A 13,932-nucleotide genomic window follows, 5' to 3' on the forward strand; every position below is an offset into this window, starting at 1 on the left:
AATAGTTACATTATTTTCTTACCTATAGGAGGAATTAATTATGGAAGTATTAAAAGTATCAGCGCATTCGCAACCTAAATCTGTAGCAGGCGCTTTAGCTGCGGTATTAAGAGAAAACTCAGCAGCTGAAGTTCAAGCAGTAGGAGCAGGAGCAGTTAACCAAGCAGTTAAAGCTATAGCTATTACAAGGGGGTTCGTAGCACCTAACGGTATTGATTTAGTAGTTATTCCAGCATTTTCAGAAATTACTATAGAGGGTGAGGAAAGAACAGCTATTAAATTCATTGTTGAACCTAGATAATTTAAGAGTATAGTGGGCCTTAGAGATATCTCTAAGGCCTTATTTTTTGGTGCCTCATATATTGATATTTATTTCATAATACTATAAACTTAATAGAGAAAATGAGGTGATTATTTGAAACCTAAGAGAAGACAAAAACTAGTAAGATTACTTGTATATTGGTTAATTTTCATTTTTTTAATTGGTCTCATACCTATGGTATTAGTGACTAGATAGAAGGAGTGGACATATGTTCTTAAAATCTATTGAGATTAGAGGATTTAAATCCTTTGCTGATAAAACTGAATTGAATTTTAAAAAAGGAGTTACAGCGGTAGTAGGTCCAAACGGTAGCGGTAAAAGCAATATATCTGATGCAGTTAGATGGGTTTTAGGAGAACAGAGTGCAAAGAGCTTAAGAGGAGGCAAGATGGAGGATATCATCTTTGCTGGTACTCAATATAGAAAGCCAGTAGGACTTGCTCAAGTATCCCTTACTCTAGACAATACCAATGGAGAATTACCTATTGATTATAGTGACGTTACCATTACAAGAAGGATTTTTCGCTCAGGTGAAAGTGAATATCTAATAAATAATACTAATTGCAGACTAAAAGACATAAATGAATTGTTTATGGATACCGGCATAGGTAAGGAAGGTTACTCTATTATTGGACAAGGTAAAATTGACGCTATCTTAAGTGGAAAGCCTGATGATAGAAGGAGTTTACTAGAAGAGGCTGCAGGAATTGTAAAATATAAAACCAGAAAAGAAGAAGCGGAAAAAAAGCTTGAGAATACTGAGCAAAATTTAATTAGGATTGGAGATATTATAAGTACTTACCAAGAAAGATTAGGACCTCTAAAAATTGAAAGTGAAAAAGCTAAAGAGTTTGTAGAGCTATCCAATGAGTTAAACTCACTGGAAATATCCTTTATCATCGACAATATTAGTACATTGAAAAAATCTATTAACAATGAAATAGAAAAAATAAATAATTTAAAAAACTTAATAGAAGAAATTGAAGTTCAAAACATACATTTAAAAGAAGAACTAAATAATAAAAGTAGTAAGCTTGAAGCTCATGAAGCTACTTACCAAAATGAGAAAAATAAATATTATAGTAATAAATCAAAAGGTCAAGAATTAGAATATCAAATTCAAATCCTAAAAGAAAAAATTACTTTTGTGGAGGAGAATATTAATAGAAATAACAATATTATAACGGATTTAAATAATACCATAAATCAGTTAACGGGAATAAAAGAAAACTTAGATGATGAGCTTAAAGCTAATCAATTAAAGCAAAATAGTCTAGATGATAATATAATAAAGTTAGAACAAGAAGTGTTAAATATTAACCATAACATAATGGAGAGAGAAACTTTATCTGAGAACTTAAGAACAGAAGCTATAGAGTTATTAAGAAAATCTTCAGATTTAACCAATAAAAAGTCAACTATTCAAAATGAATATGATCACAATGAAGAGCACATTAAAGAATTAGAAAATCAGGTTAACAATTATAGAAATTTATCTAGTATAAATACAAATACTCTATCAGCTATAAATAATTCCATTGATGAAGTCAATAATGAAGTATATCAGCTTGAAAATACATTGGAAGATTTAAAAAGAAAACTTAAAGTAAAAAATATAGAAATAGAAGAGCATGAAAAAGAACTTAGATTAGAAAACATTCAATATAACAAGTTAGAAGCTAATTATACCATGCTTAATAATTTGGAAAAACAATATGAAGGCTATAATAGGGCGGTTAAAACATTAATCCATGACTCAGAAAAAGGTTTATTCAGTATAAAGAGAGATAACTTTTTTGTTCTAGGAGATATTATAAAGGTTAATAAACAATATGAAACAAGCATGGAAATAGCCTTGGGATCCTCTATTTCTGATATTATTACAGAAGATGAAAATACTGCTAAAATACTAATTAAATATTTAAAAGAGAATGCATTAGGTAGAGCTACCTTCTTGCCCCTTTCCATAATCAGAGGACGTAAGGTTAATGTAAGTGAAAACATAGCCTCCCTTCCTGGTTATATAGGTATAGCTAGCGATCTTATAGATTTTAATGAAAAATATAAAAATGCCATACAGTATGTTTTAGGAAGAACCGTCATATGCAAAGATATGAACAGTGCTTTAAACGTAGCTAAAAAAAGTAATTTTTCTTTTAAAATTGTTACCTTAGATGGAGAGATAGTTAATATTGGTGGAGCATTAACAGGGGGAAGTAGCTTTAGGAAAAATACCAGCATTATAAGCAGAAAAAGAGAAATAGAGGATACTTTAATTTCTATAGAAGAGGCTAAAGAAAAAATAAAGAGCTTAACAAAAAAATTATCTGACCTTAGAAAAGCGTATAAACAAATAGATGACTCAATACTATCAGCTAGAGATGAAATACACTTTAAGAACATAGATATTACAAAGCTAAAAGAAAAAACTGTCTCTTTAAAATTAGAATCTAATAGAATAAACAATTCTTTATCTGTGGCAGAAAAGGATATAGAAGATTCTAAGAATAGAAAAATGTTGCTTTTGCAAAAAATTACAGATATAAATAATTTAATAAATAACTCCAATGCTCTAGAATCTAAAAATAGAAATTCTATATTGAATATGGATAAAGAATTATCAAGTGAAAGATTAAAATTAAATGAGTTAAAACATGAAGTAACAGAGTTAAAAATTGAAAAAGCAAAAATAGATGAAATGGTATCTGCTAAAATAAATGAATTAGTTAGAATATCCAAGGACATGGAATCAAATAATAATAAGATACATGAACTAAAAGATGAAATAATTAAGTCCTGTGAAAATAAAAGAAAATATGATGTGGATATACTAAGCTGCAACTCTGAAATTCATAATATAAACAATCTAATACTTGAAATGGAAAAACAATTTCTAGAATATGAGCATAAGAGAGTGCAATTAAAAGATGAAATTAAAATAATTCAATCTAGTTTAGAGGATAAGAAAAGAACCATTCAAACTTATGAAGAACAAGCTCATAAATTTGAAATTGCAAAGGCTAGATATGAGATGGAATATGATAATATTCTTAAAAGACTTAATGATGAAATGAATCTTACCATTGCCGAAGCTGAAGAGAAAGCAGTACCTATAGAGGATATGGATATGGTTAAGAAGCTTATTAAATCACTGAAGGAGAAAATAAGCTTACTAGGAACAGTAAATGTGGGCGCTATAGAGGAATATAGTGAAATAAGTGAAAAATATAATTTTATGTCCTTGCAACAAGAAGATCTTACCAATGCTAAAAGCGAATTAAATAATGTAATAAACGAAATGACAGAGCAAATGAGAAGCTTATTTATAAATAACTTTAAAACATTAAAAACTAACTTTAATGATACTTTTAAGCAGTTATTTAAAGGTGGAAGTGCTGATTTAATTCTATCAGAAGGGGACGAACTCACAGCAAATATAGAAATAAACGTTCAACCTCCTGGCAAAAAACTCCAAAATATAAATCTTATGTCTGGAGGAGAAAAAGTATTATCGGCAATAGCACTACTATTTGCAATATTAAAAATGAAACCTACTCCTTTTTGTATATTAGATGAGATTGAAGCAGCATTAGACGATTCCAATGTATACAGGTATGCGGAATTCATGAAAGAATTCTCTGAAAGAGTTCAATTTATTGTAATAACACATAGAAAAGGCACCATGGAAGCTAGTGATATATTGTATGGAGTAACCATGGAAGAAAAGGGTATATCAAAGGTGGTATCCTTGGATTTATCCGATAACTAAGGGAGGAATAATATGTTACAAAATTTCTTTGACAAATTAAAAGCAGGACTAAACAAAACTAGAAACAACTTCACGGACAAGGTAAATGAATTGTTTAATTTAGCTATAAATATAGACGATGATCTTTATGAAGAGCTGGAAGAAATACTTATTACTTCTGATATTGGAATGGATACTACCATTACCATTATCAATAACTTGAAGGATAAAATAAGAGAAAATAAAATAAATGACCCAGCAGAGTTAAAACCTTGCCTTAAGGAAGTTATAAAAGAAATACTGGACAAAGATAGCAATAAAATTGAAGAAGAGTTTCCAAAAGTAATGCTTATCATAGGTGTAAATGGTGTGGGTAAAACAACTTCCATTGGCAAAATAGCTTCTAGGTATAAAAATAACAACAAAAAGGTTTTATTAGCAGCAGCAGATACCTTTAGGGCAGCTGCCATAGATCAACTGGAAATATGGAGCCAAAGAGCAGGGGTGGATTTAGTTAGACACCAAGAAGGTTCTGACCCTGCTGCGGTAGTTTATGATGCAGTTCAAGCTGCAAAGGCCAGAAAAGTTGATTTGCTTATATGTGATACGGCAGGAAGGTTACACAATAAAAAGAATTTAATGGATGAGTTGTCCAAAATAAATAGAATAATTAATCGTGAATATGGTGAAGCTCAAAAAGAAACTTTACTAGTATTAGATGGAACTACAGGACAAAATGCGGTAATTCAAGCCAAGCAATTTATGGAGGTATGCCCTATAGATGGAATTATACTTACAAAGCTAGACGGCACTGCAAAGGGTGGCGTAGTGATTTCCATTAAAAACACCTTAAACATTCCTGTAAGGTATATAGGTGTTGGGGAAGGCATAGAAGATTTGCAAGAATTCAACTCCAAAGATTTTACTGATGCATTATTTTAATGCTGTTAAGTAAAAGTACTTGACACATATTTTTAAATCTGATATTATCATTACTGTGATAGGTGATCGTATGATGGATAGGATAGAGCTGTCGGTTTTATTAGATTATTATGGAAAGCTCTTAACAGAAAAACAACAAAAGATAATGAATTTATACTACAACGAAGATTTATCATTATCTGAAATTGCAGAATTAAATAATACCAGTAGGCAGGCTATTTATGATCTTATTAAAAGATGTTATAAACAGCTTTTAACCTATGAAGATAAGTTATGTTTAATGAAACAAGACATTGAACTAGAATCTCAGATAAATTTGATAATAGATAATTTAAATAAAATACAAGGTTCAAATAATGATGATATAAAAATAATTCAGGATATAAAATCTATTTTAGAAAAATTATAGTATAGGAGGGTTAGCATGGCTTTTGAAGGATTATCCTCAAAACTTCAGGAAACCATAAAAAAGTTAAAAGGTAAAGGCAAACTATCCGAAAAAGATATTAAAGAAGCTATGAGAGAAGTTAAGCTTGCTTTATTAGAAGCTGATGTTAACTTTAAGGTAGTAAAGAGCTTTATAAACAGAGTTACTGAAAAATGTTTGGGGTCTGAAGTTTTAGAAAGTTTAACCCCAGGACAAAGCGTTATTAAAATAGTTAATGAAGAGCTCACTAAGTTAATGGGTGGTACTGAAAGCAAGATTAGCTATTCAGATAATGGCCCCACTATAATAATGCTGGTAGGATTGCAAGGGGCTGGTAAGACCACCATGTGCGGCAAGCTAGCATTATACTTACGAAAGAAAAATAAAAAACCGCTTTTGGTAGCAGCTGATATATATAGACCTGCAGCGATAAAACAGTTGCAGGTGGTAGGAAAACAAATAGATATACCTGTTTTCTCCATGGGAGATAAGATTAGTCCAGTGGACATAGTAAAAGCTTCCATAAAACATGCTAAAGATAACTCAAATAACATCATAATAGTAGATACAGCAGGTAGATTGCACATAGATGAAGAATTAATGGAAGAATTAAAGTCTGTTAAAAATGCAGTTAACCCTAATGAAATACTTTTAGTAGTAGACTCCATGACAGGTCAAGATGCTGTAAATGTGGCAGAATCCTTTAATAATAGCTTAGATATTTCAGGTGTAATACTCACTAAGTTAGATGGTGACACCAGAGGTGGTGCAGCACTTTCCATTAGAGAAATAACTAATAAGCCCATTAAATTTGTAGGTTTGGGAGAAAAGATGAATGACATAGAAATTTTTCATCCTGAACGAATGGCTTCTAGAATACTAGGCATGGGAGATATTCTATCCCTTATAGAAAAAGCACAATCTGCTATAGACGAAAAAGAAGCAGCAGCATTAGGAAACAGAATGCTAACTCAAGAATTTAACTTTGAGGACTTTTTATCTGCTATGAATCAGATGAAAAAACTTGGTCCTATTAATAAACTTATAGAGATGATCCCTGGTTTTAATGCGAAGCAATTAGAAGGGGTTGACTTGAGTCAAAGCGAAAAAGAAATGGCAAAGGTAGAAGCATTAATCAATTCCATGACTCAAAAAGAAAGAAAAAGTCCATCCCTTATAACCGCATCTCCTTCAAGAAAAAGAAGGATAGCTAATGGTTCTGGATGTACAGTTCAACAAGTTAATAAGCTTCTAAAGGATTTTGAGAATATGAAGAAAATGACAAAGCAAATGAAATCCATGCAGAAGAATAATAAAAAAGGCTTATTCGGTAAATTACCTTTCTGATTTAGCCTTAAGGATTCCTACTTGAAGGAGGTGAATTAAATGGCAGTTAAAATAAGATTAAAGAGAATGGGCGCTAAAAAAGCTCCTTTCTATAGAGTTGTAGTATCTGACTCAAGAAGCCCAAGAGATGGTAGATTCATCGAAGAAATCGGTTATTATAATCCAATTTCTGAACCAGCAGTTATTAAAATTGATGAAGAAAAAGCAGTACAATGGGTAAAAAATGGAGCTCAACCTACAGATGTTGTTAAAAAGCTATTTGAAAAAGCTGGTATTAACAAATAGTTTTTGGGAGGTGAATTCTGCTAATTACAATATTAGCAGAACTATAAATGAAGGAATTAGTTGAAATTATAGCTAAATCACTAGTTGATAATCCTGATTTAGTTCAGGTAAAAGAAGTTGCTGGAGAGCAATCTATTATCCTTGAATTAAAAGTTGCTCCTGAAGATATGGGTAAAGTGATTGGAAAGCAGGGAAGAATAGCAAAAGCTATCAGAACTGTAGTTAAAGCAGCTGCTATTAAAGAAAATAAACGAGTAGTAGTTGAAATAATATAATTAAAAGAGTTAGGGTAGCCTAGCTCTTTTATTAATATGGAGGTGGATAATTTGAATGATTTTCTTGCTGTAGGTCAAATTATTAATACTCATGGTATTAAAGGAGAGTTGAAGATTTATCCATTAACTGATGACATACGTAGATTTAGAAAGCTTAAAACAGTCATAGTAGATGGTAATGAAATGAATATTTCTTGGTGTAAACTGCAAAATGATAGAGTTATCATAAAATTAGAAGGTATCGATAGTATCGAGCAAGGAGAAAAGCTCAAAACTAAATATCTAGAAGTAAAAAGAGAAGATGCAGTAAAACTTCCAGAAGATACATATTTCATCGCAGACTTAGTAGGTTGTGAAGTTTATGACTCTAATGAAGAATATGTGGGTAAAGTTTTTGAAATAATAAAAACCGGTAGCAACGACGTATACTGGATAAAAAATAATAAAAAAGAAGTTCTAGTACCTGCTATGAAAGAATTTGTTACTGACATTGATATATCAAGTAAAAAAATTATTATAAGGCCTGTAGGAGAATGGATGGATGAAGATTAGTATTTTAACTTTATTTCCTGAAATGTTTGATGTATTTCAACATAGTATCCTAGGCAGGGCTATAAAAAATAATGTTATAACTATTGATTTATATAATATTAGAGACTATTCAAATAATAAGCATAAAAAAGTGGATGACTACCCTTATGGCGGTGGAGCAGGTATGGTTTTATCACCACAACCTATAGTGGATTGTTTAAAATCAGTAAAAGAAAATAATAAGGGGAAAGTTGTCTTTTTAGGCCCCAGAGGAAAGACTTTTAATCATGAAAAAGCCATGGATTTTTCAAAGGAAGAAGAACTGATTTTTTTATGCGGACATTATGAAGGATTAGACGAAAGAATATACAATTATATAGATGAAGAAATTTCCTTAGGTGATTTTGTACTTACTGGAGGGGAAATGGCTTGTATACCCATAGTAGATAGTATTTGTAGGCTTATTCCTGGAGTACTTTCTTCTAATGAAAGCTTTGAAGAAGAATCTTTTTACAATGGACTATTAGAATATCCTCAGTATACTAGACCGGAAGAATATAATGGAGAGAAAGTTCCAGAAATACTCCTTTCTGGTCATCATGATAATATAAAAAAATGGAGAAAAGCAAAATCATTAATAATAACTAAAGAAAGACGTCCTGATCTTTATAAAAAGTATAAGTTAACCAAAGAAGATATAAAAATATTGAAAAACTTTGGAGAAAATTAAAATTTATATTGAATTATAGAAAGGTATATGCTAAAATTACCTTTGTGCTAGTACGGGCGTTCCTCTATTCATATTAAATATGGTATGAACGTCAAATTCATCACTAAGGAGGGAAAGCACATGAACGATATTATAAAATCCATAGAACAAGAGCAGTTAAGATCAGATTTACCTCAATTTAATGTAGGTGATTCAGTAAAAGTTTACGTAAAAGTAAAAGAAAATAACAGAGAAAGAGTTCAAATGTTTGAAGGCACTGTTATTAAAAGACAAAATGGTGGTATAAGAGAAACTTTTACAGTTAGAAGACTTGCTTATAATGTTGGAGTAGAGAGAACTTTCCCAGTTAACTCTCCTATCATTGATAAAATTGAAGTAACAAGAAGAGGTAAGGTTAGAAGAGCTAAACTATTCTACTTAAGAGATAGAGTTGGTAAGGCTGCTAAAGTTAAAGAACTTATCAAATAGAAACTAATAAAATGGGACTGTTACAGTCCCATTTTTATTATATAAAATATTCTATTCAAGGATGTGATATTAAATGCCAATTAATTGGTTTCCTGGTCACATGGTTAAAACCCGTAGACAAATAAAAGAAAACTTAAAGCTTGTGGATGCTGTAATAGAAATAAGAGATGCTAGAATTGTTAAATCTAGCGCTAACCCTGAAATCGAAGAACTATGCGGAAATAAGCCTAGGCTGATTCTTTTAAATAAAAGTGATTTAAGTGAAGGTGCAATAACAAAACAATGGATTAAGGAATTAAGTAAAGGTAGTATAAGAGCAATGGAAGCTAACAGTTTAACTGGGGCTGGACTTAAGAATATAAAACCTGAATTAAATAATTTACTTAAAGAAAAGCTGGAAAGACAGAAAAATAAGGGATTGGTTAACATAACTATAAGGGTCATGGTAGTTGGTATACCCAATGTAGGAAAATCATCCTTTATAAATAAAATGGCTCAAAACACTATAGCAAAAGTGGGAGATAGACCTGGTGTTACAAAAAATAAGCAGTGGATAAAAACAAAAATGGGTATAGAGCTTTTAGATACCCCAGGTATACTATGGCCTAAATTCGATGAGGAAACTGCGCTAAGCCTAGCTTTTACTGGAGCTATAAAGGATGAAATAATGGATACTGAAGAATTAGCTCTAAAATTAGTAGAACACCTCCAAGTCTTATATCCTAAGGAACTTATGGAGAGGTATAAACTTGATGAATTATCCCCTTCCGCCATAGAAAATCTTGATAACATCGCAATAAAACGCGGATGCATTATGAGCAAAAACACCATCGATTATAATAGAATAGCAGCTATATTATTAGATGAACTTAGAGGTGGTAAAATAGCTAAAATCTCCTTAGAGAGACCGTAAAAGAGGTTTTACTTATGATAGATTTTAAAAATGATATTAAAAACTATAATTTTAAACAGCTTAATGACAGTATTAAATCTATGGATTTAATAAAAATCAGTAGCGATGAATTGGTAATTTTATTAGAAACTCTAAAAAATGATAAGAGAAAAAATGTAAATAAATTAGGGGAACATATTGAAAAGGAAAGAAATAAATACTTTAATGAAGTTAAAAGAGTAAATTCCCTATATGCTTTTGACAGAATTTTTTCTAAAAATACCATATTGGCTGGGGTAGATGAAGTAGGTAGAGGGCCTTTAGCTGGACCTATAGTGGCTGCTGCAGTAGTTCTAAATTTAGAAGATTTAAAGGATATAATTATGTATATCAATGACTCAAAATCTTTATCCTCTTCTATGAGAGAAAAATTAGCAGAGGAAATAAAAAACAGAGCTGTTTCCTATGCCATCGCTAGTTGCTCCAACGAAGAAATTGATGAATTTGGTATTTCCTACTGTAATAATAAAATCTTCTTAGACTCTATATCTAATTTAGCTGTAACTCCCAATATTGTTTTATCTGATGGATATAAAGTAAAAGATTATAATGGTAATAATGAGGCGGTAATTAAAGGGGATACTAAAAGCGCAAGCATCGCCTGCGCCTCCATTATCGCTAAGGTATATAGGGATAATTTAATGATAAAATATCATGAAGCCTTTCCAGATTATGATTTTAAAAGCAATGTGGGATATGGTAGCAAAACTCATATTGAAGCTATTAAACGCATTGGAATATGTAAGATTCATAGAAAAACCTTTGTAAAGAATTTTATTTAAAAAAGCCTAAAAGCATCCTTAATATAATCTATATAGAAATCAGAATTATTATGGTTAAATATAACTTCTAATATATCAAATCTCACATAATAATCATATAAACCATGCTTATGAATAAAATAATTTGAACTTTTAATCATTCTATCTTTTTTAAAGTAGGTAATAGCCTCTCGCGGTAAACCATATTGAGAGCTATACCTACTTTTTACTTCTATAAAACATAACACTTTATTTTTAAAAGCTACGATATCTATTTCTCCTGCAGAGCACTTAAAATTCTTTTTAAGTATGTTATATCCCATCTTTTCTACATAATCAGCTGCAATTTTCTCTCCGTAGTTACCTACTTCTCTTTTCATGCTGTGCATAATATCACTTCCCATTAATATTATTACCATAATTTCTTTATTTCTAATTATAAAATTCTATAATATGGCAATAATTTTTATTTAGAGGTGATATTATGGCCATTGAAGTAAATAGCGCTGCTATAAGCGGCGTAGATGCATTATTAGTAAAGGTTGAAGTTGATATAGCTAAAGGGATGCCGAATTTTAACATTGTTGGCTTAGTTGATACTGCAGTTAAAGAAGCAAAAGAGAGAGTAAGGTCTGCTATTATAAATTCCGGCTTTAAGTTTCCCATAGGGAGAATAACAGTAAATTTATCTCCAGCCAGTATTAAAAAAATCGGTTCTATGTTTGATTTGCCTATTGCTATTGGAATTCTCGTGTGTGCAGGTTACATACACCCAAATGACATAGAAAATTTACTGTTTATAGGTGAACTTTCATTAAATGGTGAAATAAGAAGGGCTCGGGGGGCACTAACTATAACCATTGAAGGAACTAATAATTCTATTTACAATTTTATTGTACCTGATGAAAATAAAGAAGAATGTGCATTGATAAAACAAGCTAATGTATTTCCCTTTTCTAACCTCCATCAATGTGTAAATTTTTTAATGTACAAAGACTGCTTACCTTATACCCATGAAGAAACTATGAGCCCTAATGCTTGTTACGATTATGACTTTCAAGACATAATAGGTCAAATAAGTTCAAAGAGAGCACTGGAAATAGCTTGTGCTGGAGGACACAATGTATTAATGTTTGGTCCTCCAGGAGTAGGGAAAACTATGCTGGCAAAGAGGGTCCCTACTATACTTCCTCCCTTAAGTTATGAAGAATCTATAGAAGTAACTAAAATATATAGCATTTCAGATAAGCTTACTAAAAGTGAAAACTTGATAATCAAAAGACCTTTTAGAAATCCTCATCACTCCTCTTCTATGTATGCCCTTATAGGTGGTGGGAGTGAACTTAAAGCTGGTGAGGTCACCTTGGCCCATAAAGGTGTATTGTTTCTAGATGAGCTTCTAGAATTTAAAAGAGAAACCTTAGAATCCTTGAGGCAGCCACTGGAGGATAGGATTATAAACATATCAAGGCAATCAGGTTCCATTGTTTATCCTGCAAATTTTATGCTTATTGCAGCCTTAAACCCATGTCCCTGCGGCAAGTACACTTTAAGGGATTATGATAATCTATGCACATGCACTGAAAAAGATATTCAGAGATACTTAAAGAAATTATCTGGACCTCTTCTAGATAGAATTGACATATATACTTATGTTACACCGGTTAAATTCAGTGAATTAAAGGATGATAATCCAGGTGAGCCTTCAAAAGAAATAAGGAATAGGGTTATACAGGCTAGAAAAATGCAAAAAGATAGATTTAAAAAGTCAAATATAAGCTGCAATGCGGAAATGAGTCATAATCATTTAAAAAGGTATTGTGCACTATCAGATTCTTGTAATGCTCTTATGAAAAAAATTTATGAAAGCAATGAATTAAGCGCTAGAGCCCACGATAGAATACTTAAAGTAGCAAGGACAATAGCAGACCTTAGGGGAAGTGAAAACGTGGAAGAAGTGGATATAATTGAAGCAACTAATTACAGAAAATTTATAGATAATAAGATATCTTAAAATAATACTAATAAGGAGATTCTTATGGAATTAGAAAAGTTATGGCTAGGAATATGCCCTATTAATAATATTTATAAAATTAGATTATTAGAAACCTTTAAGTCATCCCAAGCAATACTGGAGAATATACTTTCTAATAATAATGATATGGTTATTAATAAAGAAACAAAGGAAAAGTTATTGAATACATGGAACAAGGATAAACTAAAGATATTTCGTGAAAGAATTGAAAAATCTAATATTCAAGTTGTTACTCTAGAGGACGAAAATTACAACACTAATCTTTCTAATATTGGCGAAAACAAACCTTACATATTATTTTACAAAGGGGATATTAAAGAGTTAAATAAATTTACCGTGGCTGTGGTAGGTTCTAGACATTGTACTGATTATGGTAAAAATGTATGTATATCCATAGTAGAAGAGCTTGTTAGTCTTGGTATAAATGTAATCAGTGGTGGGGCAGAAGGTATAGATGCTATCGCTCACAGAACAGCACTGAAAAATAATGGTTTTACTGCTGCTGTGCTGGGCTCAGGCATAGATGTATTATATCCCTATTCCAATAAAAATTTGTTTAAAGAAATATCGGAAAAAGGTGTTTTAATTAGCGAATTTCCTCCAGATACTAAACCACACAATTATAATTTTCCTAATAGAAATAGAATTATTAGTGGTATATCTGATATTATAATAGTTGTAGAAGCAAAAGAAACCAGCGGGAGTATTATTACTGGTCATCATGGGGTGGATCAAGGAAAAGATATTTTAGCAGTACCAGGAACCATATCCATGAAAAATAGTAGAGGATGTAATAAATTAATTCAAGAAGGTGCAAATATATACTTAGGCTTACAAAGTATATATAGTTTATTAACACTTAATTTAAAGTGGTATAATCAACAAAAAAACTCACCTGCTCCTATAAAAAATCTTACTTTAAAAGAATCTATTTTAAATCTTATATCAGATAGACCTATACACATAGATGAATTACAAAAGTATACTAATGTTGACATAACACTTCTTTATGAGTTATTATTTGAAATGCAACTTAATAAAGAAATAATAAGCTTAAGTGGAAACTTTTATGCTAGAGTAATATAGTATTTTGATTAAGGGGGTGAAGC

The 13,932-nt window shown here is 31.0% G+C and carries 15 protein-coding genes; 14 read left to right on the forward strand and 1 reads right to left on the reverse strand.

Features of this window, described 5'->3' with window-relative positions:
* Positions 1 to 40 precede the first annotated feature (40 nt).
* From BUA82_RS03965 to BUA82_RS04020, 12 genes are all read left to right on the forward strand, one after another.
* Positions 41 to 301: a stage V sporulation protein S gene (locus BUA82_RS03965; RefSeq protein ID WP_073004865.1), complete on the forward strand. Its 261-nt coding sequence runs from the start codon at positions 41 to 43 to the stop codon at positions 299 to 301.
* A gap of 229 nt (positions 302 to 530) precedes the next feature.
* Entirely contained in the window at positions 531 to 4,091 is a 3,561-nt protein-coding gene (smc, locus tag BUA82_RS03970; RefSeq protein ID WP_073004867.1) for a chromosome segregation protein SMC, read from the forward strand.
* 12 nt (positions 4,092 to 4,103) lie between these two features.
* Positions 4,104 to 5,012, forward strand: coding sequence for a signal recognition particle-docking protein FtsY (gene ftsY / locus BUA82_RS03975; RefSeq protein ID WP_073004868.1), 909 nt, complete (start codon positions 4,104 to 4,106; stop codon positions 5,010 to 5,012).
* A 70-nt stretch (positions 5,013 to 5,082) separates the two neighbouring features.
* The gene (locus BUA82_RS03980; protein ID WP_073004869.1) at positions 5,083 to 5,421 is read left to right on the forward strand and encodes a putative DNA-binding protein; all 339 of its coding nucleotides are present in this window, start codon (positions 5,083 to 5,085) and stop codon (positions 5,419 to 5,421) included.
* 15 nt (positions 5,422 to 5,436) lie between these two features.
* The gene (gene ffh, locus BUA82_RS03985) at positions 5,437 to 6,786 is read left to right on the forward strand and encodes a signal recognition particle protein (RefSeq protein ID WP_073004871.1); all 1,350 of its coding nucleotides are present in this window, start codon (positions 5,437 to 5,439) and stop codon (positions 6,784 to 6,786) included.
* Between the two features lie 39 nt (positions 6,787 to 6,825).
* Entirely contained in the window at positions 6,826 to 7,071 is a 246-nt protein-coding gene (gene rpsP, locus BUA82_RS03990; RefSeq protein WP_073004874.1) for a 30S ribosomal protein S16, read from the forward strand.
* A 47-nt stretch (positions 7,072 to 7,118) separates the two neighbouring features.
* Entirely contained in the window at positions 7,119 to 7,346 is a 228-nt protein-coding gene (locus tag BUA82_RS03995; RefSeq protein ID WP_040211694.1) for a KH domain-containing protein, read from the forward strand.
* 51 nt (positions 7,347 to 7,397) lie between these two features.
* Positions 7,398 to 7,898, forward strand: a complete 501-nt coding sequence (gene rimM, locus BUA82_RS04000; RefSeq protein ID WP_143148561.1) for a ribosome maturation factor RimM — start codon at positions 7,398 to 7,400, stop codon at positions 7,896 to 7,898.
* Positions 7,888 to 8,607, forward strand: coding sequence for a tRNA (guanosine(37)-N1)-methyltransferase TrmD (gene trmD / locus BUA82_RS04005; RefSeq protein ID WP_073004878.1), 720 nt, complete (start codon positions 7,888 to 7,890; stop codon positions 8,605 to 8,607). The genes rimM and trmD overlap by 11 nt, the downstream gene beginning before the upstream one ends.
* Positions 8,608 to 8,727: 120 nt before the next feature.
* Entirely contained in the window at positions 8,728 to 9,075 is a 348-nt protein-coding gene (gene rplS / locus BUA82_RS04010) for a 50S ribosomal protein L19 (protein WP_073004880.1), read from the forward strand.
* 73 nt (positions 9,076 to 9,148) lie between these two features.
* The gene (ylqF, locus tag BUA82_RS04015) at positions 9,149 to 9,988 is read left to right on the forward strand and encodes a ribosome biogenesis GTPase YlqF (protein WP_073004882.1); all 840 of its coding nucleotides are present in this window, start codon (positions 9,149 to 9,151) and stop codon (positions 9,986 to 9,988) included.
* Between the two features lie 14 nt (positions 9,989 to 10,002).
* Positions 10,003 to 10,809: a ribonuclease HII gene (locus BUA82_RS04020; RefSeq protein ID WP_073004884.1), complete on the forward strand. Its 807-nt coding sequence runs from the start codon at positions 10,003 to 10,005 to the stop codon at positions 10,807 to 10,809.
* Here BUA82_RS04020 and BUA82_RS04025 read toward each other — a convergent pair.
* Positions 10,806 to 11,177: a YraN family protein gene (locus tag BUA82_RS04025; protein WP_073004885.1), complete on the reverse strand. Its 372-nt coding sequence runs from the start codon at positions 11,175 to 11,177 to the stop codon at positions 10,806 to 10,808. The two genes, BUA82_RS04020 and BUA82_RS04025, sit on opposite strands and share 4 nt — an antisense overlap.
* Before the next feature lie 95 nt (positions 11,178 to 11,272).
* Here BUA82_RS04025 and BUA82_RS04030 point away from each other — a divergent pair, with 95 nt between their 5' ends.
* Both BUA82_RS04030 and dprA read left to right on the forward strand, forming a co-directional pair.
* Positions 11,273 to 12,802, forward strand: a complete 1,530-nt coding sequence (locus BUA82_RS04030) for a YifB family Mg chelatase-like AAA ATPase (protein ID WP_073004886.1) — start codon at positions 11,273 to 11,275, stop codon at positions 12,800 to 12,802.
* A gap of 24 nt (positions 12,803 to 12,826) precedes the next feature.
* Complete coding sequence (dprA, locus tag BUA82_RS04035; RefSeq protein ID WP_073004887.1) at positions 12,827 to 13,909, forward strand: DNA-processing protein DprA; 1,083 nt, start codon at positions 12,827 to 12,829, stop codon at positions 13,907 to 13,909.
* Positions 13,910 to 13,932: the final 23 nt, after the last annotated feature.

Source organism: Clostridium amylolyticum (assembly GCF_900142075.1).
GTDB classification, from domain to species: Bacteria; Bacillota; Clostridia; order Clostridiales; family Clostridiaceae; genus Clostridium_AA; species Clostridium_AA amylolyticum.

Coding starts and splice junctions, on each gene's coding strand:
- BUA82_RS04025 (WP_073004885.1), bottom strand. CDS start 11,177: ATGCACAGCATGAAAAGAGAAGTAGGTAACTACGGAGAGAAAATTGCA.
- ylqF (WP_073004882.1), top strand. CDS start 9,149: ATGCCAATTAATTGGTTTCCTGGTCACATGGTTAAAACCCGTAGACAA.
- BUA82_RS04030 (WP_073004886.1), top strand. CDS start 11,273: ATGGCCATTGAAGTAAATAGCGCTGCTATAAGCGGCGTAGATGCATTA.
- BUA82_RS03980 (WP_073004869.1), top strand. CDS start 5,083: ATGATGGATAGGATAGAGCTGTCGGTTTTATTAGATTATTATGGAAAG.
- smc (WP_073004867.1), top strand. CDS start 531: ATGTTCTTAAAATCTATTGAGATTAGAGGATTTAAATCCTTTGCTGAT.
- BUA82_RS03965 (WP_073004865.1), top strand. CDS start 41: ATGGAAGTATTAAAAGTATCAGCGCATTCGCAACCTAAATCTGTAGCA.
- rplS (WP_073004880.1), top strand. CDS start 8,728: ATGAACGATATTATAAAATCCATAGAACAAGAGCAGTTAAGATCAGAT.
- rpsP (WP_073004874.1), top strand. CDS start 6,826: ATGGCAGTTAAAATAAGATTAAAGAGAATGGGCGCTAAAAAAGCTCCT.
- dprA (WP_073004887.1), top strand. CDS start 12,827: ATGGAATTAGAAAAGTTATGGCTAGGAATATGCCCTATTAATAATATT.
- ftsY (WP_073004868.1), top strand. CDS start 4,104: ATGTTACAAAATTTCTTTGACAAATTAAAAGCAGGACTAAACAAAACT.
- trmD (WP_073004878.1), top strand. CDS start 7,888: ATGAAGATTAGTATTTTAACTTTATTTCCTGAAATGTTTGATGTATTT.
- BUA82_RS04020 (WP_073004884.1), top strand. CDS start 10,003: ATGATAGATTTTAAAAATGATATTAAAAACTATAATTTTAAACAGCTT.
- BUA82_RS03995 (WP_040211694.1), top strand. CDS start 7,119: ATGAAGGAATTAGTTGAAATTATAGCTAAATCACTAGTTGATAATCCT.
- ffh (WP_073004871.1), top strand. CDS start 5,437: ATGGCTTTTGAAGGATTATCCTCAAAACTTCAGGAAACCATAAAAAAG.